Raw genomic sequence first — 25,804 nt, forward strand, 5'->3', positions numbered from 1 at the left:
CATCGCGAAGAGTATAAAAAAGGACAAAACTCTAAAACAGATTTCCAATTCTCTCCTTCAGAAAATTCTTTAATTTATTCCTTATAAAAGTCAAAAAAACTTCAACAAAAAGCCTGGAAATATTAGGCTTGCAAAATATGTGTTAAAATCGTAACATTACGAACCAAAAAATAAATCTTAATGGAAGGCTCTACAAATCACCAAGAAAATGACCCAATACTTGTAAATCCAGAATTGAATATCTGGGAAGCACTTATCCCTGTATTTTGTTTAATTGGAATGCTTGCCTTTAATGTATATGTTTTTGGAGATGACGCCTTGAGCGGATCTAACCAATTTATACTTTTACTGGGAGGTGCTATTGCTGCAATCGTAGGTGTTTTCAATAAGGTGAAGTTTGACACCATGATAGATGAGGTTGCCAATAATATACAGAGTACCGCTGGCGCAATTCTTATATTACTTATGGTAGGATCTCTTGCCGGAACCTGGATGGTAAGTGGAATTATCCCCACGATGATCTATTACGGACTTCAGATCTTAAATCCCACTATATTCTTACCTGCATGTGTCATTATTTGTGCTATCATTTCTGTAGCAACAGGAAGTAGCTGGACCACTTCAGCAACCGTAGGGATTGCTCTAATAGGTATTGCAAATGCTTTAGATATTTCTGTAGGAATGACGGCTGGTGCAATTCTTTCTGGCGCTTATTTTGGAGATAAGATCTCTCCTTTAAGTGATACCACAAACCTTGCTCCTGCAATGGCTGGAACAGATCTTTTTACACATATTAGATATATGTTGCTCACTACAGTTCCAACTATAGTGATCACCATTATTATATTTATCATTATCGGACTTAATCTGGATGTTTCTGGAACAACAGATACTTCTGCCATCTTAAACACCATAGAAACAACTTTTACAATTACTCCGTGGTTATTTTTAATTCCAGTGATCGTAATTTTCTTGATCGTTAAAAAAACATCTCCACTTATTGCCTTATTAATTGGAACATTATTAGGTGCTGCTGCCGCTGTGATCTTTCAACCAGGAATTTTAATGCAGATCTCTGGCGTAGAAAATCTTGATTTTATTTCTGGATATAAAGCCATTATGAATTCTATGACCGTAGATACGGCAATAGTGACCAACAATGAAACTTTGAACGATCTTTTCTCTTCAGGAGGGATGGCAGGAATGATGGGAACCATCTGGTTGATACTATGTGCCATGGTATTTGGAGGGATTATGGAGGCTATTGGCGCCCTGGCAAGAATAAGTTCTGCATTGCTGAATCTTTTCCATACTACTTTCGGGTTATTTGCCAGTACCGTATTTAGTTGTCTGGCATTAAACGTAACTGCATCAGACCAATATCTTGCAATAGTGGTTCCTGGAAAAATGTTTGCAAAAGCATATAGAGATAAGGGCCTGGCCCCAGAAAACTTAAGTAGAACATTGGAAGATTCTGGAACGGTAACTTCTGTTTTGGTGCCTTGGAATACTTGTGGTGCATACCATAGTGGAGTGTTGGGAGTACCTACATTGTCTTACGCAGGCTTCGCTTTCTTCAATTATATTAGTCCGTTTATGACCCTACTATTTGCTGCTTTCAGCATCAAAATAAGACAATTAACCACGCAACCAGCTCAGGCTTAAGCACCCAACCCAATAGCGATAGAGTTAATCTATCTTAATTTTAAAATACTATAGTCAAAATTTATAATGAGATAAGAAATTAGAATTTCAATAGCCCGCAAGCGCGGGCTATTTTTATATTTTTGCATTAGAAATTAATAACAAATAATATAAATAATATGTCAATAGTAGGAAAAAAATTTCCAGATTTAAGTGTAAACGCAATGAATGAAATGGGCGATACCTTCAAATTAAATATTCTTGAAGAAGCTCAAAAAAACAATAAAAAAGTATTGCTATTCTGGTACCCAAAAGATTTCACTTTTGTATGTCCAACAGAACTACATGCATTCCAAGCTGCATTAGCAGATTTCGAAAAAAGAAATGTGATGGTAGTTGGAGCATCTTGTGATACTCCAGAAGCACATTTTGCATGGTTAAATACTGCAAAAGATAATGGAGGAATTGAAGGTATCACTTACCCAATTCTTGCAGATTCTAACAGAAACCTTAGTTCTCAACTTGGAATTTTAGACATTACCAATGAGGAGTATAATGAAGAAACTGGTGCAGTAACTGTAGAAGGTGATAATGTAACTTATCGTGCGACTTACTTAATAGATGAAGAAGGAACAGTATTTCATGAAGGTGTGAACCATATGCCACTTGGAAGAAACGTACAAGAATTCCTTAGACTAGTAGATGCTTATACGCATGTACAGGAAAAAGGAGAAGTTTGTCCTGCAAACTGGGAAGAAGGAAAAGAAGCTATGACAGCAGATCGTGAAGGTGTGGCTTCATATTTAAGCTTAAACTAAAAAAAAAGATCATGGTAAAGGAATTAGAACAAGATAATCTACACGATATCGTTGCTAAAAAAGGTACTGTAATGGTGCAATACATGGCAGGATGGTGTGGTAACTGTAGAGTTATGAAGCCAAAATTCAAAAAATTGGCTGGAGAGAATGAAACTGCTACCTTTTTAATGGTAGATGCAGAGAAATTTCCTGAATCTAGAAAAATGGCGAATGTGGATAATTTACCAACCTTTGCCGCTTTTAAAGATGGAAAATTAGTGAACCAAGTTCAAACCAATAAATTTGAACTGCTTAAAGACCTAGTAAATGAAGTTACCAGTAATTAAACATTTGCAACGTAACAATGACGCTGAAAAACTTCAAAATACTATAGACGTATTAGAAAGTTTTACAGAACACAGATCTGTGACCGATGAGGAAATGGATGTGATTGGCGAGTTGCTTACAAATTTATGTGGTGCTGTAGAAGTACATCAAATGATTGAAAAAGGGGATTCTGAAATGGATGCCGCGAACAATTTCGTAAAGAAAGTGATGGGTTCTATAGACCGTTAATAGTTAAGATTCTAGATTAAAGAAGGCTGATTTAAAAATTAAATCAGCCTTCTTTGTTTTATGATAATTTTAGTAAAACCCCATTTCATATACGTTAAATTTAACTTTCGAACCAAAGACCATGTTTCCATGTCACAAATAACTTTAAGAGAAAATAAAATTACCACTTATGGTGGTTTACCTGCAACTGGAGAAAAAGCTCCTTACTTTGAATTGATCCGCTCAGATATGTCCAAAGCAAATTTGAACGATTTTAAAGGAAAAAGAGTCATCATGAATATTTTTCCAAGTATAGATACCAATGTCTGTGCTACCTCTGTAAGAAACTTCAATGAACGAGCAACAGGCTTAAATAACACCGTAGTGCTATGTATTTCTCGTGATCTTCCGTTTGCCTTAAAACGTTTTGTAGATGATGAAGGATTAGATAAAGTGACTAACCTATCAGATTTTAGACAAGGTGATTTTGGAAAAGACTATGGGGTAGAAATGATAGATGGCCCTTTAGAAGGTTTGCTTTCCCGAGTTGTAATTGTTTTAGATGAAGAGGGAAAAGTGCTACATAGCCAACAAGTTCCTGATATCTCTGAAGAACCTGACTATCTTACAGCCTTAAAATCGTTGTTATAGTGAAGGATAGTTATCTGGGAAAAAGAATACGTGGCGGAGGTTATGCTATTAAAGGAGCATGGATCTTACTAAAAACAGAACCGAGTATACAAGTACAAGCAGTAATCTCTATTGCGGTTTGTATTGCCGGATTTTATTTTGACATTACAAAGACCGAGTGGATCTTTCAGGTATTAGCTATTGGATTGGTACTAAGCACTGAAGGTCTAAATAGTTCTATAGAAGGAATTGCGGATTTTGTTCATCCAGATTTCCATAGCAAAATAGGATATATTAAGGATGTTGCAGCGGGTGCCGTTCTTTTTGCTGCCATTTCAGCAGTGATCATAGCTTGTTTTATATATCTTCCTTATTTATTTCCAGCATTTTTCAGCTAGAAAGTGGAGAGAAGTAAATGAAAATTCTTTGAACCTCAAATCAAGAACCTCGGGGCAAGCCCAAGAGATGTCCCGATGGTTCCTATCGTGTGGACACAATTTTTTAATATTTTAGCTGACTAATAATAGTTTTGCTAATAAAATGAAAAGGGGATTCACAGACTTAGAGGATAAACGTTTAGTTTATAGAGGCAATAAGATTTTATCGGATCTATTCAGTAAGAGCGTCCATTCAATCCGTCAGATTAGCAGGAATGAATCAGAGGCAAAAGCGGTTTACCGTTTTTTGCAGAACGACAGGGTCAGTGAAAAAGATATTATAGAAAACTTGATTCATAATTGCCGGACGGCATGTGCCGGTAGATTCGTTGTCTGTATCCAAGATACCACAGAAATCAACTTAAGCAGTCATGGCAAAAGGATCAACAAAGATAGCTTTGTGGGCACTACCAATGCAAAGGGCTCCCAAGGATTGGGATTCTTTATTCATCCAAGTTTGGTCTTGGATGCCGTGACTGGTACCCCCTACGGCTATTCTGATATTAAAGTTTGGAACAGGCCCTTAGAGTTCAAATCAAAGCATGAAAGACAGTACGGTAAACTGCCCATAGAAGAAAAAGAATCCTATAAATGGATAGAGGTGTCCAAAAACACACAGGCCTCACTACGGGATGTGGTAGAGGGAATGGTGATCATACAAGATAGAGAAGGGGATATTTACGAACAGTTTGCAATCATACCAGATGCACAAACAGATCTGTTGATAAGAGCCCGTGTGGATAGAACATTGGCAGATAGGTCAAAATTATTCAGTTGCCTGGAAGATCAACCCTGTCAAGGGTTTTATGAGGTACAGGTGGATGCCTGTGCAAAGACCAAAAGAAAAAAAAGGACGGCAAAAATTGAAATCAGATATAAAGAGGTGGAGCTCAAAAGAACCAGCGCAACAAGCAAAGGAGTGGCATCCAGCATAAAACTATATCTGGTAGAGGCCAAAGAGGCGAACTATATTGGCCCCGATAGAATATGTTGGAGGTTATTGACAACCTTGCCTATACAGACAATAGAAATGGCAGAAATGTGCGTGGAATGGTATAAGTGGAGATGGACGATAGAAGAGGTGTTCAAAATATTAAAAAAAGAGGGTTACAATGTTGAGGCTTCAGAGCTGGAGTATGGGTCATCGGTAAGAAAACTAAGCTTATTGATAATGGAGGTCGTCATCAAACTGTTCCTAATGCGGCTAGCATATGCAGAACCAGAAAGAGAGATGAGCGCCGATAGCTGTTTTACAGAAGAAGAGCAAGAGTTTTTAGAGCACCAAATAAAAAGTCTGGAAGGTAAAACAGAGAAACAAAAAAACCACTATAAGAAAAAAGAGCTAAAAAGATATGTTTGGGCGATAGCTAGACTTGGTGGTTGGAAAGGGTATGAAAGCAAAAGACATCCAGGTATAACAACCCTATGGATAGGATTGAAATATTTTAAAGCCGCAATGGAAGGGTGGACCATTCATAAAGATATGTCCACACGATAGGATGGTTCGGGAGGAAAATACTTTTAAAAATTCGAGGTAAGCCCGCCTGAATGAAATTCTTTTCGGGCAGGCCTCGGGGAATTAAACCCTCAATGAGGGATTAAACGAACATCGCCATTAAGCTACCACCAATAGCTCCAGAACTTACACCTGTAATAATTCCTAATACTGGTACACCAATTACATCTCCTAAAATAAATCCTATGCATAATCCAAATATGCAGCCTATACACAAACCAATAAAAATTTGAAGTTTATTCTTGTGAAACTTTTTCATAATCAATTAAATAATATAAATAAAGGGGTTGGTTAAACCTTTAATTAATACTATTAGATCACTTAATAAATCTTAGGGTACAATTTATTCTTAGGGAGACCTCAAAATATTAAACAAAAGCGAATTCCATAAATTCATCTTTTAAAAAATAATCTCGAAGGAAGGGCATTCGGGAATGGAAATTTAAAATTAGTTTATTTATTTGACAAAAAAAATACATTTAATTATTTAAAGAGTTTTACAAAAACAAACACTGCTTTCTACTTCTGCGTACTGGCCGTAATTTTTAGAGATCTCATATCCATTTTTAAGATATAGCCCAATAGCATCTTTAAAGCTCACTCCTGTTTCTAAGATACATTTTTTGTAACCTAGCTCCTTTGACCATTGCTCCAACTCGGCTAACATGTTACTCGCTATCTTCTTTCCTCTTCCTTCGGGCAACACAAACATTCGTTTTATTTCTAGGGTCTCTTCATCATACTTCTTAAAAGCTCCACAACCAAGTGGTTCCTCACCATCATAAGCAACAATTACATGATTTATAGTATCAGTTTTATTGAATTGAGCAAAAAACGCATGCTCATCTCCATCTCTTATCACCAGTTCTTTATCGAGCATTTTATTCAGAAAATTAAAGTCTACATTCTCTGAGTTGGTTCTTTTTAATTCTATCATAATTTGATCTTAAGCTCAAAAATACTTTTATCTAATTCTCTTCCGGTAAATTTTCATCTTTAAAATTTCTCCAGAGATATCATGCAAAATGCAAGGCATATTGCTGGGCACTAGCCAAATTGGCCATTAGTAATACAAGCATACATTTGAATAATAGCTTCTTCATACCAATTCGCTTTCCATTTATAAAGCAATAAGGGCTCCTTGCTATTTGGCAGGCTAATTTCTTCTAAATACTTAAAATCCAGTTTTTCGAGTAATTTTTGTGAACCCAGATTCATCCTATTTGTTATAGCACAAAGCCTGTCCAACTTAAACTAGAATAAAGCGATCTCTTTAATCTTAAAAGCACTTTCAAACGCATAACCTAGCTTTTCATATTCAGGTAAAAACGCGAATCCTAAATCTATACCTTCCACTCCTTCCCTATCATACAATCCGCAACAACCAATCTTTATATTATCAGATTTTCTTGATGCTGTAAAATTACCATAGCCATTTTTCTTGATCACGGGTAATATATCATTCTGGATATAGGCTTCAGCATCTTGTATATTCCTAATATTTCTATCTCCAATAAATTTGCTCCATTTTGGAGTATTCAATAATTCGAAAATAAAAGCGGCATCATCCAAAGTGGTTTGTCTGAGTACTAAGCGCTCAGTTTGGTAGGTTAAGTTTCGATTCATATAGATATTTTCATCAGCTAAAGATCTAAAATTTAAAGTTTAATTCACAACTTGTTTTTCTAAGACCTTTCTATTCCAATTTGCAAGTTCTGCAGCCTTAGTATAGGTAATATGTAAAAAAGCCAGCAACATTTTAGATGGATCATTAGATTGTTGGACGTCCTTACAAGACAAAATAAATTCTCCTATATCTTTAAAAATATTAACTGCTCTTAGGTCTTATTCTTATATGTGCGCTATTAAAACCTTTTGGTTCTGGATAGATATAATTTATAGAAAGCTCCAAATGTCAACATTTCATTTCCAGGCCAAAATCCGCTAGTGCTTACTTCATGAGAGTATGCTTTCTGGTCAACCCAATCTGGTAAATTAGGTATTTCTCCAGGATGTTTAAGGGTCTCCTTCCCAGAAAAACGGGAAACAGCTAGATCAAAACAGCGCCAAAAGAAATATACTGGACTTGATTTTCCAATAAATTCTGCACGAAACTAATTAAAAACCTCGAGGCGAGCCCACGAGGTATGTCCCGATGGTTCGGGAGGAAAATACTTTTAAAAATTCGAGGCAAGCCTTGGGAATTAAACCCTCAATGAGGGATTAAATCAGGAAAAATTGCAATAATCGAGGATAAGAAACCTATTGAGTGATGTTTTATCTACCTCTTAGCATTTCTATTCTTTTAAGGTTTCACAACTGCTTAGAATAATTATAATCGGGAGAAACTGGGCAATTGTTTATAGCATCTCTTAGGTTACAGTTTTTAATGTTTGGAATAATTAAAAAGGGTTAAGGTGGCTGTTAATATTCGTTAAGCAGATAAATTATGTTTAAATTTTACTATAATTTTAATATAGAAAAAAATTAATGAACCCATAAAATACCGCACAGCGGAAAACGATATGAAAGCAAAAGACAAAAACTCAGAAAAGAAAGAAAATTTAAAATACAATCCAGAAATTACCGAGCACGATAAGGACGTTCTTAACCAAGACAACATCCACGGCGATGGAGGCGATGACCAGGAATTGAAAGACAGAAAAAGAAAAGTAGATTTTGCTGGTGAAGATCTAGATGTTCCTGGACGTAATCAAGCAAAAAAAGGAAACGGACCCGAAGGTATTAATGACGAGGAAAACAAACTCTTTAGCCAAGGTGGTGATTCTAAAGATAACTTAGAACGAGATGACGCTGCGAATCAAAAAAAGAAGTAATAGTTTAAAAAATTATTTTTGATACTTCTCAAAAAGACATAAATCTACAGGAAATTACCAAAGCAGTAAAAAACCAATTCTGTTTTATCAATTGGAAACTCTTGTTGGAAATGAATATAGGAGATAAAACTAGACCAATTATAAAAATGATTTATACTATTAAATGGATAACAAAGCTAGATTAATTTATTTCAAATTCTAATTGCTTGTTGTTTTCAAGTGATCTTTTATCCATTTCTGTACCAACAGCAAGACCTATTGCTAAGCCAATAGGAAGCCCTATTGCTATAGACGCTGTATTATCCAGGATTGCAGAGAGTATGATACCCAATGGAATTCCAAATACAGACATTCCAAGAGCTGACCATAGATTGCGATAATAATTTTTAGGAACGATCTCTAGATCGTTATGAAGTGTTTCTAAGACCTTCTTTTTAACCAGCCTAACATAGAAATTTAATTTAAGATCATGATCTGAAACAGCGTTTAGACGAAATATTTCCTCGTTTAATTCCACGACCACTTCGGGAGGTAGCTCTCTATTTTGTAATTCTTGAACAAGTTGTTCAAGCAATGAATAATCCTTATTTAACGCCTCTTTCTTTTCAGAAAAACTGCGGATCTTTAAGCCTTCTAGTTCCATGCTCTAAAATTTTATCACTGTACTTGCAAATAAATTGTAGGGAACTTATTACTGCTTTAATTATATAAGACGTTAGTTTTAATTTTTGTTACTGCTAAATTCACACTTTTTGTGAAAAGAATTGAAATCTATTTCTAAATCATTGTGGATCTTAAAACTACAGCAAAAAAATTTTGCCAGTTTATCCTTTTGGCGCGTAGGATTTACCATAAATACTTTTTCAAATAGAAGACATTTCGAAAGCTATGGGGAAGGGGAATTAAACCCTCAATATGGGCTATGCTTTTGCAACTTCTTTAATGTTCTTACTGATATAAAAGCTTAATAAATAATATGAGAATATCAAGATCAAGAACTCATAACTACTCTTCATCTCGAACGAATCCCCTGAATAAAATATAGCCGATAAGGAGTCAAAAATTACTACAACTACTCCAAAACCCAAAGATTCAATTAATTTTTTAGCTCTTATTTTTTGTATTCGTGGAGTTTCAATTTTCTCTTTAGAAAAAACGAAAACAATTAATGATAGCAGTATGAAGTCTTTTAAAATCCAATTTAGTCTGATAACCTCTAGATTAATATAGTCTGCTATAGGATCAGAAAAAACGAGCCCAATAATTAAAAATAGCAGAATGGGGAGCACAATTTTTCTCAAAGAATTAGGCAATAGTTTTTCGTTCATTTTTTTGTTTTAAAATATGAGTTCTTTAGGTTTTCTTATGCTAAGGATATTATTAAGTAAGAAATTTATCTATTAATGGTTAAAGTAGTATAATGCTTCTCCCATGGCTTTGCCAAAAAAATAAATAGACCCAATACTAAATATCGAGGCATACATGCCTATAAATAATTTTCTAGCTCTTATTGATTTAGCATTTTATATACTTGTATAAGCTGCAAATGCGAAGACAATGAAGAAAAAATAATTTATAATTATGTTTAATTATTGTGAGAAAAACACTTGCTCTATTGGTAAGTATTTACTGATAATGTTACAAAAATATCCGTTTTTGTTTCATCTATTATTTTCTTTATTGGAGTCATTTCACATAAGGATCTAACTTAAGAATAAGTGCAAAGTCTAGAGGTGATATGCAACAGCCTATAATAAAATACTTGTTGATTCTTTGATAGACTTAGAACTTATTCTGCCTATTTAATTGGTAAAAAAGATAGCTCTACTAATATCCTTGGAGCTTATAATCCGCCTGATTTCTTTTTATGACCACTTTATCCTCCATATATATTTCTGAGATTCAATTGCGAGTGGTTTAGAAATTAAAACATTAGAGCGCTTTAAATCAAAATATTAGAGGAAAATTAAGATAATTAAGCAGGTAATATCCCTAGTCCATCTATAATAAAAACAAATAGAAACATCATTATAAAAGTTAATACTAATCCAAGTATAGAAATCCATATTATCCGTCCCCATCCAAACTCTTCACCCCCAGATTCGAGATGAGCCTCCATTCCGGGACCTTGGTAGTATTTTGAAAATAGATATGCGCCCATGCTATAAGTAAGCGGAATTAATAAGGATGGGAAATTTTCAAACTTTGGAATGATCAGGGCTGAAGAAAATATCAAAATAGTTATCGGGATGGTATACGTCCAGGTGGCTTTTGCATTTTCAGGATCGTTTAAGGCTTTATAATTCTCTGCTATAAAATACCCGGCAATTAATGGCCCGCCCAAAAAGGAACCTACCCAAATGGCTCTTTCCTTATAGATCTTATCTGTTGGTGTGGTAGTTTCTTTTAGCTTATCCATGTACTTAATTGAAAAAAATGAAGCTAACCGAATATTGCTCCTATTAAAGCGAGACCGGCAAACTGTAAAGCCGGCAAAAATAAGGAAAAATGATAGAAATCTATGCCAATAGCTTTAGCTAAACTTTTTAGATAATCCGGTAATTATAAGAACTCCACCAGAGCCCATAAGGGCGCCTATCCAGAATCCATGGGTGTTTTTATCTATAAGATAATGTGCCGCAATTCCTGCGAGGAGTATTATAACACCAATTATTATTAGTTTATTCATTTTGTGCTTGAGATTAAAATTAAAAAAAATATGCTTCCAGCTCTATGTGGTCTTAAATTGTATTTTATAAAATACATATAGAAAAAAGACAAAAAAGAAAAAATCATTTAATCCATAAACCGAATAGAACAATCCGGCAAATAGGTCTTTTTCATAAACCTTGCTCACATCATTATTTACAATCCACATAAGCCAAGCTATCACGTAGATCAACTTTTCAACTACAAAGACGCCTACTACCCATTTAGCTTTTCTATAGTTAACAGCTAAAGCAATGTAAGCAAGACCCCAAACCATAATCATTAATAACCCGAAATTAGACATTACTGCAGGGTCTGTCTCGGGAATAACATCATTGGTAAAAAACCTTGATAGTACTAAAACTGGGATAATATTCATGAGCCCCGCAGCTATAAATCCATTACGTAATGTTTTTTCAGTCATAGTCTTTATATTAATTACAAATTAACTCCTTTAAAATTCTAAAAGAAACCTAAACTACTAGCTAGCGATAAAACGAATGGTACCAGTATCATTTTAATTGATAAAATTAACTTCTTGTATATTCAACCGACAAAGAACCGCATAATTCTAGTTTTCCTGAGAATCAAAATCGGGCTAGCTTCTTCTAATGATCTCTTTATCATCCTTGAATATGATTGAGCCCCATTTTGATGGTGTTTTAGTTAAGCGCGCTCCAATCTCACTCAAAATGTCTATCAGTACACTGGAGACATCCTTTTTCCAGATTATAGCACGAACAATACAATGTTGAGAAGTGATTAATTTATAATTATATATAAAATAGCGACAGATTAAAGGAACGATACCTCTTAATCTGCCGCTATTAAAAAATAATTTTAGTCTTCCTTGTATCTAATACAGGCGGCCAAACGGGATTAAGTAATATCTACTAATTGCTCCGCAAGAATAACGTTAACATTTTCTTAAAAATTACACTTAGGATTTTGCAATTCCAGTCAAAATATTAGTAGTTTTGGCGCAGGAAGAACCTGCTTAGTTTACTGAAAACCAAGCGTCCATATCAGTAAAATATTGAGGCCAAATAAGTTCCTCTAGGTTATAAACAAAAATAAACATGAGACTTATATTGATTTTAGTAGTTATCTGCTCTCTTAACATCTCCTGTTCCGATGATAAAGCTCCTCAGGAAGAGATTACAGTGGAAAGTAACTATCTTTTACAATCCATCCCTCCGGAATTATCAGGGGTTAATTTCAGCAATAACATTACTGAAGATGCTGAACATTCCATTATAAATTATATCTACTATTACAACGGTGCAGGAGTAGCAGTTGGAGATGTAAATAACGATGGGCTGCCTGACCTTTACTTCGTGGGAAATTCTACACCTAATAAACTCTACCTGAATTTGGGAGATTTCAAATTTGAGGATATCACGAAGCAGGCAGACGTTGCGGGTAAGGCCAGCTGGCAAACCGGGGTAACTATGGTCGATCTTAATCAGGATGGGTGGATGGATATTTATGTGAGTGCAGTATCAAGCCTTTTGGACTTTACCGGTCATAATGAGTTATATATTAATAACCAGGATGGAACCTTTATAGAGGCTTCTGCAAAATATGGTTTGGATATAGAATCTTATGCCACCCAGGCTTATTTTTTTGATTATGACAAGGATGGTGACTTGGATGTATATATTGTAAATCATAGTGTACACACAACCTATTCATATGGTCCTGCCGAAACCCGAAACGATAGAAAGGCACTGGTAGGTGATTTACTGCTTGAGAACAATAACGGAAAATTTGAGGACGTAAGCGAGATAGCCAATATCTACGGGGGAGCAAATAATTATGGACTTAGCGCCAGTTTAGCCGATTTCAATAATGACGGGTGGACAGATATTTATGTTTGTAATGATTTTCATGAGAACGATTATTATTATATAAATAACCAGGATGGCACGTTCACGGAGCAGGTAGATGAAGCATTTTCCATAATAAGCAATTTCTCTATGGGTAGCGATGCAGCAGATATAAATGCTGATGGGCTGCCGGATTTGATAACTTTAGATATGCTTCCGGAGGAGGAGCGTATCCTTAAGGAGACTGAAGGTGATGATGCCCTTTATTTCATTCAGCAACGCCTGAGGAAATTAGGTTATAAAGACCAATTTGCACGTAATATGCTCCAAATAAATCATAACAATGGTAAGTTGTTCACTGAAAAAGCATTAATGGACGGCGTAGCAGCTACAGACTGGAGTTGGGCCGCCTTATTTGCCGATTTTAATAATGATACTCACCAGGACCTGTTCATTTCTAATGGGATTCTGCGTCGCCCTAACAGCCTGGATTTCAAGAAGTATGTGGCCAGTGCATTCAAGGGGAGAAACCAGGATGATGGCTTGGCCTGGCTTTTCAAATCTATTGACAGTATGCCGAGCGGCAAGGTTTCAAATAAGATCTTTGAAGGAAATTCAGTCACTTTTAATAAACGATCTGGTGAATGGTTAAGTGATGAACCTAGCCTCTCAAATGGTGCTGCCTATGCAGACCTGAATTTGGACGGAAATTTAGATCTTGTGCTTAACAATCTAAATGGCCCCGCCTCCATTTATAAGAACATCAATCAATCTCCTTCCAACTATATTACATTTAAACTTAATTACCTCAAACCTAATCTCAACGGAATTGGGACAACTATAAATTTATACGCTGGTAAAAAACTACAGTCTAAGAGTTTATACAAATCCCGGGGATTTTTATCTGGAATGACAGATCAATTACATTTTGGGTTGGGTAAAAATACTGCTATAGATTCTGTGGTAGTGATCTGGCCAAATCTTAAAAAACAGGTGCTTACTAATCTGGAATCCAACCGTCTGCAGGAATTAAATTATCTTCAGGATCTAGAAGATTATGGTTTTCGGGCAGCAAAACCAGGCAAGGTAGTCTTTCAAAAAACAGATCAAATAGAATTCCAGCATCAGGAAGACCTATACAATGACTTCCTAAACGAGAAGCTTATTCCTTATAAAGTTTCCACCATGGGTCCAGCAGTAGCAGTTGGAGATGTGACAGGAAATGGATTTGATGATATCTACATAGGAAATGCAGCAGGGAAACCTGCACAGTTCTATTTGAATAACGGTAATGAGTTGGTGATAACTCCCATAAAAGCTTTTTTAAATGATAGTATTTACGAGGATAACACAGCGGTTTTCTTTGATGCAGATGGGGATGGAGACCAGGATCTCTATGTAGGTAGCGGTATAAGTAAAAAAGGGACTGCAAATTTTTCAGACAGGTTATATCTTTTTGATCAGGGAACATTTAAAAGAGCCCCAACTGCTATTCCAGATAATAATTTAGTTACGACAGTTGTAAAGGCTAATGATTTTGATCTTGATGGGGATATAGACCTTTTTGTTGGTAACCTCACAAAATCCCAACATTTTGGATCATCCGTAAATTCCTACATATTAGTAAATAATGGGAAGGCTGATTTCTCTAAACTTGAATCATTTAATCTTAATTCCAAAGTGAACGACGCGATTTGGAAGGATATTAATGGAAATGGCAGGAGTGACCTTATTATTGCTACAGAATGGGATGGGCCCAAATTATTTTTTAACACAGTGACAGGCTTTAAGTTACAGGAACTACCCGGAAACCTTAATGGATTATGGCAAAGCGTATTTACTTATGATATAGACCAGGATGGCGATGAGGACATCCTACTTGGTAACTGGGGATTAAATTCCAAATTCAAACCTACCCCGCAGACACCCCTTAAAATGTATTATCTGGATTTTGACAAAAATGGTAATACAGAAACTGTGATAGCTTACCATAAGAATGGTTCCTATTATCCGGTACATTCCAGGGATGAACTTGCTAGCCAACTTACTATTATCAAAAAGCGCTTTGTGAGGCATAAAGATTATGCTCTTAAAACCATGGAAGATATTTTCACGCCCTACACCTTAAATGAAGCACAACTTAATGAAGTACATAGTTTTGCTTCAGGATACCTCGAAAACAATAATGGAGAATTTTCCAAATTTGTGGAATTTCCATACCAGCTCCAACTCGCACCCATCAATTCATTTCAGAAGATCAATGTGAATAATAACGACCAAATCATTGTTGGCGGAAATTCTTATCGAAGCAATAATTACCAGGGAACCTACACTGCCCTGAAAGGATATATGTTCAGCAGCTTGGATTCTATAGTTCCGATAAGTAATTTTGGAATAGATTCCTTTAAGGAAGAGATAAAGACAATTGAAAAAATTAGCTTCAGAAACCATAATCTTCTGCTAATTATAAGTAACGATGGACTAATAAAAACATACAGATTTGAGAATTAAAGCTTTTTTCATACCTATAGTTTTAGGTATAATAACACTTTTACTTTATAGCTGCGAACCAAAGGAAGAAATTGAGGTAACAGCGGGAGATTATCACCTTTTGGTAGATAAGGTAACAGCAATAATGGTGAACGATATTTTTTCCCCTCCGCAGGCGAGCAGAGTTTATGTTTATCCAAACATTGCGGCCTATGAAGCTTTAAATGCCCACAACGGAAACTACAAGTCTCTAATCCCGCAACTTAATGGCTTCAATAATAATACTGAAATCCCGGTCCCAGACGCCAATACAAATCTTAAGCTTGCGGCTTTGCTGGCATATATGCAGGTTGCTGAAAAACTGGTTTTTTCTGAAGATGTTATACGTACCTATCGTGATAGTTTAACAACTGAATGGTCCCGCCAAAATCCTGAAAGCCTAGAAAAAGCAAAAACATATGCTAATGAAGTTTCGGCAAATGTAATTGCCTGGATGGAGAATGATTTATACCGGGAAACGAGAAGCATGCCCGATTATGATTTTTTTAACGAGGATGCGGCACGTTGGCAGCCCACCCCTCCCGCTTATATGAAAGGTATAGAACCACACTGGGCAAAGATAAGACCCATGGTTATGGATTCAGCCTCACAATTCAAGCCGGCTCCACCACCAAGCTTTTCACTTGAGAAAGAAAGTGAATTTTACCGCGAGTTAACTGAGGTCTATCAAATAAGTGAAGCAATTAGGGCAAATGGCAACGACTCAGAAAAGATGGAAATTGCAAGGTTTTGGGATTGCAACCCCTATGTTTCTATTACAAAAGGGCATTTTATGTTTGCCGAGAAAAAAATCACCCCGGGTGCGCACTGGATAGGAATTTGTAAAATAGCAGCTAGGAATTCGGGAGCCGATTTTGATCTAACTGTATTGGCATACACCAAAACTTCTATAGCACTCTTTGATGCGTTTATAAGTTGTTGGGATGAAAAGTACCGGTCCAACCTTATAAGGCCTGAAACCCTTATTTCAGAACATATAGATCAAACGTGGCAACCAATCCTGCAAACGCCACCATTCCCAGAATATTCCAGTGGACATTCTGTTATTTCCAATGCAGCCGCAAAAGTTCTCACTTCCATTTTTGGTGAGAACTTCGGGTTCATAGATGACACTGAAGTTGCCTTTAATCTACCGAAGAGAACCTTCTCATCCTTTTATGATGCAGCCCAGGAAGCGGCTTTAAGCCGATTATATGGTGGGATTCACTACAGGTTTGCTGTTGAAGAAGGGGCCACCCAGGGAAAAAATATCGGGGATTATGTAAACAACAAACTTCAGTTAAAAATTGAGTCAACTAAAGCAAAAGGCATTATAACTTCTAACCAATAAACCGGTAGCAAACCAACCTTAGCTTGTGATTTTTTAAGGCAGTAAATCGTACTTTTCACATTATCATTTAGGTTTTCCCTGCTGGCAAAAAGAGATTAAATTTTATAAAAAAGTTCCGCCCAAACTCAATGTATGTAAATTTGCCAAGGTCCTTCCTTATCTGACATAGATAATGTGTAATAGGAATACTTTCTTATCGATTAGGATATTTCGTTTTGCCGTCTATAAATAATCACTTTCAAATAGATACCAGGAATTTACTTCTGATCGATCTTGTGTGTGTGTGCTTTTTTGATTTGTTGCGTTAAATTATTGAATGGAGCAATTCTATTTTCTCAATATATCTAACTGTTTAGTATATGAGTTATAAACATTTGTTAACCAAAATAGTTAACAGCTTAAACGCTTTTATAAAAGTTAAAGTGGTGTTCTCTCGTTATACAACATTCTTAGATCTTGAAGCATGGCTTTTACATGAATAAAAAAAGGGTTCTTCCAGGTGCCTTTTCTAGTAAAACTTCTTATTTCTTTGAATTTTATTCGTAGCAGTGGTTCTTCTTTTTAAGTAAGTTTTCCTTCGGCAAAAAGTCTTCTGATCTCTTTTTTGTCAAATTTACCAACACTTGTTTTTGGCACTTCATCAATAAAAACATAGTCTTTGGGAATCTGATATTTCACAAAGTCTCTCGATAAAAATTCAATTAACTCTTCATCTAAAATTTTATCTTCATTATTCACCAATACTATTGAAGCCAAAGGTCTTTCTACCCATTTTTCGTCTGCTATAGCAATTACTGCTGCTTCTCTAATTTTAGGATGAGACATTAATGCCGATTCCAGGGCAACACTGGAGATCCATTCCCCGCCACTTTTTATAAGGTCTTTGGTTCTGTCTTTAATTTCCATATATCCATCTTCATCAATTGTGCTCACATCACCTGTTTTAAACCACCCATCTTTTGTAAAACTTTCAGTAGTATTAGTTTTAAAATAGGAGCTTAGCGTCCATGCTCCTTTTATTTGAAGTTTTCCCATGGTTTTCCCATCTGTTGGAGCCAAAGTTCCTTCATCTGTTACAATTCTTAATTCTACACCTGGAAATGCAGTACCTTGTTTCGCACGAATGTTAAGTTTTTCATTTTCTGAAAAAGGCTCATGTTTTGGCTGAAGCCGGCTAACCGTTCCCAGAGGAGATGTTTCAGTCATTCCCCAGGCTTGGACCCCTTTTATTCCGAAATCTTTTTCAAAACCTTCAATAAGACTCTTTGGTAGTGCAGATCCACCAACAAGATATTCTTCTAGCGCTAATTTTTCTTTTGGTGGATTCTTTTTGATGGCATGATACATCCCTAACCAGATGGTGGGAACCCCATTGGCTTTATTCACCTTTTCTTCTTTCAGAATTTTAACTATAGCTTCAGGCTGTAAATTAGAAGAGGGAAGTACCATGTTTGATCCAGACAAGAGACACAAATACGGAAAACCCCATGCCATGACATGAAATTGAGGTACAATCAATAAAACTGTATCTCTGTTGCTGAAATTTCCAGCATTTGGAGACATAATTGTTGTAGCGTGTAAAAATATTGACCTATGAGAATACAAAACACCTTTTGGCAAGCCTGTTGTCCCGCTTGTATAGCACACACAAGCCACTAGCATCATTTTCATTTAGAGTAGGCAACTCAAAATCTTCTGATTGGGCTGCTAATAAATCTTCATAATGCAATATATTTTGTAAAGTGGTTTTAAAATCTTTAGCTGCGTTTATTAAAACGTAATGCTCTACAGTTTCAAGTAACGGAGCTATTTTTTCTAAAAGCGGAACTAATGTAGCATCAACAAAAATTACTTTATCTTCAGAATTATTGATGATATATTCTATTTGCTTACTTGATAATCGAATATTTATAGTGTGACAAACAGCTCCTACCCCAGATATTCCATAGTATAATTCTACATGAGAACCATGATTCCATGCAAAAGTACCAACCATGTCACCTTTAGTAATTCCTAATTTATGGGTTAACGCATTAGCTAACTTTTTACATCGTTTATACATATCCCCAAAACGATACTCATGCCGCGTTCCATCTGGTAAATAGCTTATTATTTTTTTATGATGATAGACGTTGTTTCCATACTCAAGAATACTATTAGTGGTAAGTGGGTAATCCATTATTGAACCTTCCATACTAAAAAAATTAAATTATTTCTTAATTACATTATCTTGCTTTTTGCAGAATATTCAATCAGTATCCCTAATTTAGGTATTAAAATACTCTGATAGCACGCTTTCTTTTAAATAAATGCCAAGCTGTTTGTATAAGATTGGTTGCGTTGATTAAGCTCAGGATTTATTATTCTTATGTATGCTTGTAGTCTATACTATTTTAAAAAATCAGGATCGGCATAGCTTGGATTTGGGTATTTGTAAAATCCTTCCCCACTGCTTACACCCATTTTCCCTTTATCAATAAAATCTGATTTGATGATGGCAGCACGCTCAAGCCTACTTTTATCTTCCAGTCTTTCACCCCAAAGCATACTTATATTGTATGCCGTTTGCAGACCTACCATGTCCAGAATACCAAAGGGGCCCATTCTTGTTCCCATAGAAATCATCCAGGTTTTGTCTATGCTTTCAAAATCGGAAACTCCGGTAAAAAATAAATCTTGTGCTGCACTGAGTAATGGAACCAGTAAGGAATTTAATATGTAGCCATTTTGCTCTTTGTGTATTGGAATGGGTATCATCCCAATTTCAGAAGCAAACTTTACAACTCTGTCAAATATTTTAGGATCAGTTCCGGCATGCCCCATCACTTCTCCAATATTAGTGTCCCATATTCCATTAGCAAAGTGCAGTGCTAAAAACTTTTCAGGACGGCCTGTATAAGAAGCATAATTGCTAGGCAAGGTGGTTGAAGAATTGGTAGTGAAAATTGTTTTTTCCGGCGCTACTTTAGCCAGTTCTTTGTAAAAGCTTTTTTTAATTTCAATGTCTTCAGGAATAGATTCACTCAGTAGATCTGCGTCTTTTAAAGCTTCCGTCAAATTAGTTGAATAGCTTAATCTACTTAAGGTTTGTTCAATTTCTTCTTTGGTAGCTCCTCTACTCTTTCTAAACAATTCAGCATATTGTTTGTGAAAAGATCTACTGGCTTCCAATCCTTTGTCAAAAGCATCATAGACTACTACATTAAATCCCATGAAAGCTGACTGCCATGCGATTTGTGAACCTAAGGTTCCCCCTCCTGCAATTGTTATATTTTCTATTTTGATCATGTTTAAATTTTAAATTATTAGATCTTTTTATATCGTAATTAAAGTTCTTTTTAACTGTTCGAAATTGAAGCTCGAATAGGCTTACCAAAGCCCACGCTTGTTTTACAACTCCGGCTTTTCTATTTATTCTTATATTTTAAAACAGATCAATCAGTTAGTTTACTCGAATCAAACCGCTGAATCCCTAACTCGAAGGCTTAGTTCCGTAGGGAGTCTTTAAATAAAACTTCATGATTTTAAATATTGAATTAATATTAAAAATACATCTGTATAAATTCATAGGATATGACGTAAATCATATCTGCTAATTTTTTTAAGCACGGATGAATCCAGATGAAGACAAATCTTAGAATATTTCATATAGTGATGATTTATGTTTTGAAAGTGTTTCCAGAAGCATACATCAATTTCATGGCTCTAAATAGCCAGAATTTATTCAATGAATTTCAGATTATTTGAATGAAGCTAGGGACATTAACTGTTAGTCCTATACACTATTATTAGCTATGCAACTCTCAAATGTGGGATGGTAAAAAATAAATCCGGCGCAGGATTGCCTGTGAAGAAGGTTTATGCTTTTCTCGCTTCTATCTGTCTGTTAGTAGTTGTGGCTTTAAGCTGAAGTTATCTAAACTTGCCGCCAAGGTGTTATATAATTATTCATAAATACTTCAAGCTTAAAAATTCTCTGGCTAAATACAGTTTTTCATATAAATAAATAAAGAGAAAACTCCACAGCAGGCAGAGCGCACGGAATTTCTGGTTTTCAAACATCTCTAATTTCTATCAAATAAAATTACTGGTTTCCTTAATTAAATGAGAACCGTTATCAACAGTTACTCAATAAGCAAAGCATGATTTATTGATTCAAAAAAGAAAATCATTCCCTTTGAGGGAAACTAACGTAGAAGCTACAATCACCTATTTCTTTGCTTTTTTGAAGGAATTGGGTTTCTAAAATATCACATTTTACTCGAATACACGTTATTTGCTTGTAACCGATAGTGGTAAGTAGCTTTTCACGTTTAATATTACTAGATAATTATTTATCAGCGTATTAGTGAAAAATGCCCTTTAAAGGTTCTTCCATCACTTAAATTAACTATAAACCAGTAATCATTGGAAGGCATTAGATTTCCATTGAATGTACCATCCCACCCCGTACTGTGTGAAGCTAGTTCTTTTAATAATTTACCATATCTATCATAAATTAATATTTTTGATTCTGGTAATTTGACTACTCCATCTATTTGCCAGCTATCATTGTATCCATCATTATTGGGAGTAAAAACTTTGGGATAACCTATAACTGAGATATCAATAAGGCTAGTACCACAGCCTTTTTTATCTCTAACATATAGGGTATGAATACCTGAACTTACCTTTTCAAAAAATGGAATATCTTGATAATTTGAAAACTCACTATCTAAAGAAAATTCATAATCTCCTTGCCCAAGACTTGAAGTATTAATTGCTATAGTATTATTGTTAGAATTGTCAACCACAGATATATCATTTTGATTAATTTGAGCCATTTCTGATGTATTCACAAAAATATCTCTTGTCCTAGAGCAACCTGATCCATCTGTTTTAGTTAATGTAATTGAATAAGTTCCTGGGGTAAAAACGGTTAAAGTTGGAGCATTAGATAAAATTGTGCCGTCTTGATATGCCCACTCGTAATCATAAACCTCTAAAAGGTTTGTTTCAATTGGATCTAAAACTACTGTAAATGTTGGATCAGAAGAACAAACTACCTGTGGAGTATCTATTGAAAAGTCTGGCAACGGGTCGACAATAAACACTATATCTGTTTTAGCAATACAAGACCTGTTCATTGGGTTTATAACTTCTACTGTAATAGTTTGTGTTCCAGAAGCAAAGGGATTTGGCAGTGGACTTGGTAATTCTATATCTGATTCGCTATAATAATGTACTTCCATACCTGTTTGTCCATTTAAAACATCACTCTCAATTTGTGAAGTATCAAAGTCATGAAATCCATCGGTATCATCGGCTCCATCATCACAGGATATTTGATTTGCTACATGATTAGCTAAAGGTTGTTTATCTACAATAAATTCTAGAGAAGTTTCAGCAAAGCAACTTCCATCACTTATATTATTATTAGTTACTCTGACTGTCACAACTTGACTAGTTGTAAAAAAAGGGTTTGGCAAAGGATTCTGTAATAGATTATTATTCTCATCTAAGTAGGTTATCGTAACATTTGGTAATGATTGCCCTCCAATAATAGTTGATTCTACAAGAGATACATCAAAAGGGAATTCCCCATCTTGATCATCATCACATTGTCTATCAATAGTAACTGGATTTGCCACTGGAATTGGCTCTACATATAAATTTATATATGCTCCTAAACCTAAACAATCATTATCTAGTCCCCCGTCTACTCTAATATATACTTGTTGCGTATTTGGATAGCCGATATTTCTGTGATTTGAAGTATCCATAATTGGATTCTCTTCTGCTAAAGCATCGGCTTCATTTCTGTAATAATTAATTATTAATTGTTGTCCTATAGGAAACATAGCTTCTATTTCAGCATGTATACTACTAAAATCAAATTGTGAAATCCCATCAGTATTATCATCACATACGTAGAAGTCTTTGGTAAATGTATTAGGTATTTGTGTTGTAGTAACAATCAAATTAACCTGACTTGTTCTGTAACAAGCATTATTATTCTCTACTCTTGCCCAAACAATGTCTTTGCTAACAGTTTGATTGGTATAAACTTTTCTACTTGTAATAGGATTATTATTGTTTTCTGCATCTATTTGAGATTCAAAAAAAGAAATGGTTTCATTTGCTGAATTAGTTGTTATTTCTGGAATAACTTCATCTAGATTAAATGCACTAAACCCATCTAAATCATCAGCACATTGTTTAAGTTCAACTATTAATGATATTTGTGGAAGATCATAAATTGTGACAGTTGTAGTTTCGATAGCAGTATCTGTACCAACTGTTGCAGTAACACTAACTTCATAAGTTCCTGGGTTAGAAAACACATGTGTTGGTTCTATATCTGTAGATGTATTATTTACTCCAGAAGAAAGGTCATCAAAATCCCAAACTGCTGAATCTACAACATCTGAAAGCAAAAATTTTGTAGTATCTCCAAAACAAGTATTCTCAAAGGTTATTCCTTCAATATAAAAAAGTGAAGACACAAAAGTTGGTAGACCTAACCCACTTCTTCTTCCTTCGAGATACATTTCATTATATTTATAATTACAGCCAATTCCTAAAACATTAGGGTTTTCTATAATATCTATATACGATCTACCAGATTTGGCAACATAAATCTTAGCGTCTGGACCAAGTTGTAAAGAAGAATATGGCTCTCGTGTTGAAGATTGTAATACTACACCTGAATTGTAAATATCAATTGGCGCACCTGCCAATAAATTATACTGACTAACCCCTGGGTAATATGAAACATATAACAAATCACTATTAGGAGAAAATTCAATTCCATATGGGTTTCCTGGCGGATTTAGATCAGTAATAAGACTTACAACTTTTCCTGTATTAATATTAAAATTAAAAACTTCAACACCAATCCCAGTCCAAGCGACCGCTAACTTTGTACCATCTGGGGATATTTTTATTTGCCCAGTAGTTCTTAAACTACGAATAAATCCAACGGAACTAACTATTGCAGTACTACTAATTCCAGAAGCTGAAACATTATATGTAATAAATTCATTACTATCATATTTGTGAGCAACAACCCAGTACTCATCTGAATTGGGCTTTTTTATAGCAGTTACTTTTTCGTTGACAGGTGTGTGTAATAAATTATTCTTAGATATTACTGCGCCAATATCTCCATTTAAAGACATATTAACTTCTGAGAATTGCAAACCGTTGACACCACCTCCATAAAGGTGAAGCGAATCAAGGGTAAAAACATAATAAATGTTTGTTGTCCCTGGTTTTGGTACTATAATAGCAGAATGAGTACTGGAAGAGTCTCCCTTTAAGCCAGTACCATTTTGCATAATGGAATGATTCTTATTATAAACAGTAATTCCATCTGTATAAAACAACAGATTCCCATCACTATCTGAAATGGAAGCACAACCTTCATTAGTCGATAATTGTCCGTCTAATAAAACAATTGGAGTACCACTATTAAAATCCAAACCTCCGTTATACCCAAAATACCAAATATTGGCTTCATTCTGGGCAAAATTAGAAACAGTAAAACAAAAGAAAAAAAATGTCAACAAAATACTTTTCATAAAAGTTAGTATTTCAAAGGTTTTGATGTTATTATTGTTATTACGCTTACTAACTAGGTGTGATATACATATTCATAAGTACTTCAAGCCTAAAAAATCTCAGGATAAAATATTCTTTCAATAAAAAAGGAGAAATCTAAATAGGTATGGCATCTGGAAATTCTTAATTTCAAACTTACATTTTAAAATTCATTAAGACCAATGGTTTAGTTCTGTAATTATTAACAGTTATTAACACGGTTAAGGCTATTAATATATAGCAATCTAAAACCACTTCCCTCCTCTTTTCGTAAGTTATAGCATGAAGTCAATTCTTTACTCACTCCTGTTTTTTCTTTTCATACCAAGCCTATTGGCTCAAAAAATAGATAATCTAGCATCCTTTCGGGATATTAAAAGCGATTCCTATTTTAGATACCACTACGATAACGATTATTTCTCTGGCACCGATGAGAACTATACCCAAGGTTATAGCTTAGAATTAGTTGCTCCATTTTTAAAAAAGAACCCTGCTAATTACCTCCTTATAAAACCAACGAATTCTGAGATCCGCTTTGGTTTGGCTGTAGAGCATATCGGCTTTACACCACCTACTATTGGTAGTCCGGAAATCCAGTTTGGAGATCGTCCCTTTGCGGCAGCTATTATGCTAAAAAGTTTTGTGATCGCTACAGATACGATTGCTAAGTCCAGATTGCTTTCTTCACTAAACCTCGGACTTATAGGTCCAGGTGCTTTTGGAGAGGAAATGCAGGTGGGCATCCATAAGATCACCGGAAATATTATTCCTCAAGGTTGGCGAAACCAGATCAAGAACGATGTGGTACTCAACTATGAGGTCAGCTATGAAAAACAGCTATTTCGAGCTGGAAATTACTTCTCACTGCAAACAAATTCTACAGCACGAGTAGGTACATTACTCACCAACGCATCGGTTGGACTCAATACTACGGTGGGGCTTATAAACTCCCCTTTTTTAGCAAAAAACAAGAAGAAAAAGTTTCAGTTCTACGCCTATTCTCAGGTTTTAGGAAATTTAATAGGCTATGATGCTACTCTGCAAGGTGGGGTTTTCAATAAAACGAGTCCGTATACAATTCCTTCAGAAGAGATAGAACGTTTTACCGGGCAATTCAACTATGGTCTGGTATTAAAAATAAAGACTTTATTTTTTGAATATTCCAGAACGGTACTTACCCGAGAATTCGAGACTGGAACACCAACAAAATGGGGAGGAATCAGAATTGGCTTTACATTTTAGGTTTCGGGTTTCCGGTTTCTGGTTTCACATCTAATTCTTCATTTTAAAAGTCTCAATTAGTTTTAAATAAAATTACCATTCAATAATGCGATTAAAGCTATAAATCCTAATACAGCTCCTACAATTACTAAAATGGGTAAAACAATG

General features: G+C 35.1%; 26 protein-coding genes. 11 read left to right on the forward strand and 15 right to left on the reverse strand.

From position 1 onward, the window contains the following. Positions 1-180: 180 nt before the first annotated feature. The 7 genes from nhaC to H033_RS20395 all read left to right on the forward strand — a co-directional run bounded on the left by nhaC (position 181) and on the right by H033_RS20395 (position 5,561). Entirely contained in the window at positions 181-1,665 is a 1,485-nt protein-coding gene (gene nhaC, locus H033_RS0115060; RefSeq protein WP_026839053.1) for a Na+/H+ antiporter NhaC, read from the forward strand. A gap of 158 nt (positions 1,666-1,823) precedes the next feature. Further along, positions 1,824-2,462, forward strand: a complete 639-nt coding sequence (locus H033_RS0115065; protein ID WP_026839054.1) for a peroxiredoxin — start codon at positions 1,824-1,826, stop codon at positions 2,460-2,462. 11 nt (positions 2,463-2,473) lie between these two features. Further along, entirely contained in the window at positions 2,474-2,788 is a 315-nt protein-coding gene (locus H033_RS0115070) for a thioredoxin family protein (RefSeq protein ID WP_026839055.1), read from the forward strand. After that, on the forward strand, positions 2,769-3,017 hold the full coding sequence (locus H033_RS0115075; protein ID WP_026839056.1) for a DUF6952 family protein: 249 nt from the start codon (positions 2,769-2,771) through the stop codon (positions 3,015-3,017). Before H033_RS0115070 ends, H033_RS0115075 begins: the two co-directional genes overlap by 20 nt. 129 nt (positions 3,018-3,146) lie before the next feature. Continuing rightward, positions 3,147-3,647: a thiol peroxidase gene (gene tpx / locus H033_RS0115080; protein ID WP_026839057.1), complete on the forward strand. Its 501-nt coding sequence runs from the start codon at positions 3,147-3,149 to the stop codon at positions 3,645-3,647. Beyond that, the gene (locus tag H033_RS0115085; RefSeq protein ID WP_026839058.1) at positions 3,647-4,024 is read left to right on the forward strand and encodes a diacylglycerol kinase family protein; all 378 of its coding nucleotides are present in this window, start codon (positions 3,647-3,649) and stop codon (positions 4,022-4,024) included. The genes tpx and H033_RS0115085 overlap by 1 nt, the downstream gene beginning before the upstream one ends. A gap of 142 nt (positions 4,025-4,166) precedes the next feature. Continuing rightward, a complete protein-coding gene (locus H033_RS20395; protein WP_051227987.1) occupies positions 4,167-5,561 on the forward strand; it encodes an IS4 family transposase in 1,395 nt (464 codons plus the stop codon). Positions 5,562-5,661: 100 nt separating this feature from the next. Here H033_RS20395 and H033_RS21670 read toward each other — a convergent pair whose 3' ends face one another. The 6 genes from H033_RS21670 to H033_RS22530 form a co-directional block, all read right to left on the reverse strand. Further along, positions 5,662-5,838, reverse strand: a complete 177-nt coding sequence (locus H033_RS21670) for a hypothetical protein (protein WP_155827854.1) — start codon at positions 5,836-5,838, stop codon at positions 5,662-5,664. 228 nt (positions 5,839-6,066) lie between these two features. After that, positions 6,067-6,516, reverse strand: coding sequence for a GNAT family N-acetyltransferase (locus H033_RS0115100; protein ID WP_026839059.1), 450 nt, complete (start codon positions 6,514-6,516; stop codon positions 6,067-6,069). Between the two features lie 110 nt (positions 6,517-6,626). After that, positions 6,627-6,797, reverse strand: coding sequence for a hypothetical protein (locus H033_RS22405; protein ID WP_316928651.1), 171 nt, complete (start codon positions 6,795-6,797; stop codon positions 6,627-6,629). 36 nt (positions 6,798-6,833) lie between these two features. Then, positions 6,834-7,205, reverse strand: coding sequence for a GNAT family N-acetyltransferase (locus H033_RS22410; RefSeq protein ID WP_316928652.1), 372 nt, complete (start codon positions 7,203-7,205; stop codon positions 6,834-6,836). Between the two features lie 39 nt (positions 7,206-7,244). Beyond that, positions 7,245-7,379, reverse strand: coding sequence for a DUF5996 family protein (locus H033_RS22525; protein ID WP_410503530.1), 135 nt, complete (start codon positions 7,377-7,379; stop codon positions 7,245-7,247). Positions 7,380-7,444: 65 nt separating this feature from the next. Continuing rightward, entirely contained in the window at positions 7,445-7,678 is a 234-nt protein-coding gene (locus H033_RS22530) for a DUF5996 family protein (protein ID WP_410503534.1), read from the reverse strand. Between the two features lie 426 nt (positions 7,679-8,104). Between H033_RS22530 and H033_RS0115115 the strand changes: the two genes are divergently transcribed. Further along, complete coding sequence (locus H033_RS0115115; protein WP_034886422.1) at positions 8,105-8,416, forward strand: hypothetical protein; 312 nt, start codon at positions 8,105-8,107, stop codon at positions 8,414-8,416. Positions 8,417-8,597: 181 nt separating this feature from the next. Here H033_RS0115115 and H033_RS0115120 read toward each other — a convergent pair whose 3' ends face one another. From H033_RS0115120 to H033_RS0115140, 5 genes are all read right to left on the reverse strand, one after another. Continuing rightward, a complete protein-coding gene (locus H033_RS0115120; protein ID WP_026839061.1) occupies positions 8,598-9,059 on the reverse strand; it encodes a hypothetical protein in 462 nt (153 codons plus the stop codon). Between the two features lie 277 nt (positions 9,060-9,336). Further along, complete coding sequence (locus H033_RS0115125; RefSeq protein ID WP_026839062.1) at positions 9,337-9,744, reverse strand: hypothetical protein; 408 nt, start codon at positions 9,742-9,744, stop codon at positions 9,337-9,339. A 647-nt stretch (positions 9,745-10,391) separates the two neighbouring features. Beyond that, a complete protein-coding gene (locus H033_RS20405) occupies positions 10,392-10,835 on the reverse strand; it encodes a hypothetical protein (RefSeq protein WP_051227990.1) in 444 nt (147 codons plus the stop codon). Between the two features lie 114 nt (positions 10,836-10,949). Continuing rightward, entirely contained in the window at positions 10,950-11,105 is a 156-nt protein-coding gene (locus H033_RS21675; RefSeq protein WP_155827856.1) for a hypothetical protein, read from the reverse strand. A 42-nt stretch (positions 11,106-11,147) separates the two neighbouring features. Beyond that, positions 11,148-11,549: a hypothetical protein gene (locus H033_RS0115140; RefSeq protein WP_026839063.1), complete on the reverse strand. Its 402-nt coding sequence runs from the start codon at positions 11,547-11,549 to the stop codon at positions 11,148-11,150. A 655-nt stretch (positions 11,550-12,204) separates the two neighbouring features. On the opposite strand from H033_RS0115140, the gene H033_RS0115145 reads away from it, so the two are divergent. Both H033_RS0115145 and H033_RS20410 read left to right on the forward strand, forming a co-directional pair. Continuing rightward, entirely contained in the window at positions 12,205-15,465 is a 3,261-nt protein-coding gene (locus H033_RS0115145; protein WP_026839064.1) for a VCBS repeat-containing protein, read from the forward strand. Next, positions 15,455-16,834, forward strand: a complete 1,380-nt coding sequence (locus tag H033_RS20410; protein WP_051227992.1) for a vanadium-dependent haloperoxidase — start codon at positions 15,455-15,457, stop codon at positions 16,832-16,834. Before H033_RS0115145 ends, H033_RS20410 begins: the two co-directional genes overlap by 11 nt. Positions 16,835-17,395: 561 nt before the next feature. Here the strand turns inward: H033_RS20410 and H033_RS22315 are convergent. From H033_RS22315 to H033_RS0115165, 4 genes are all read right to left on the reverse strand, one after another. Then, complete coding sequence (locus tag H033_RS22315) at positions 17,396-18,505, reverse strand: AMP-binding protein (protein ID WP_316928653.1); 1,110 nt, start codon at positions 18,503-18,505, stop codon at positions 17,396-17,398. After that, positions 18,426-19,028: an AMP-binding protein gene (locus H033_RS22320; protein WP_262489317.1), complete on the reverse strand. Its 603-nt coding sequence runs from the start codon at positions 19,026-19,028 to the stop codon at positions 18,426-18,428. Before H033_RS22320 ends, H033_RS22315 begins: the two co-directional genes overlap by 80 nt. A 194-nt stretch (positions 19,029-19,222) precedes the next feature. Next, a complete protein-coding gene (locus H033_RS0115160; protein ID WP_316928654.1) occupies positions 19,223-20,122 on the reverse strand; it encodes a 3-hydroxyacyl-CoA dehydrogenase in 900 nt (299 codons plus the stop codon). A 1,049-nt stretch (positions 20,123-21,171) separates the two neighbouring features. Beyond that, positions 21,172-24,396 carry a T9SS type B sorting domain-containing protein gene (locus H033_RS0115165; RefSeq protein WP_026839066.1) on the reverse strand — a complete coding sequence of 1,075 codons (3,225 nt, stop codon included), beginning with the start codon at positions 24,394-24,396 and terminating at the stop codon, positions 21,172-21,174. A 301-nt stretch (positions 24,397-24,697) separates the two neighbouring features. Here H033_RS0115165 and H033_RS0115170 point away from each other — a divergent pair, with 301 nt between their 5' ends. Beyond that, positions 24,698-25,657: a lipid A deacylase LpxR family protein gene (locus H033_RS0115170; protein ID WP_026839067.1), complete on the forward strand. Its 960-nt coding sequence runs from the start codon at positions 24,698-24,700 to the stop codon at positions 25,655-25,657. Positions 25,658-25,804: the final 147 nt, after the last annotated feature.

This window comes from Gillisia sp. JM1 (genome assembly GCF_000424645.1).
Taxonomy (GTDB): domain Bacteria; phylum Bacteroidota; class Bacteroidia; order Flavobacteriales; family Flavobacteriaceae; genus Gillisia.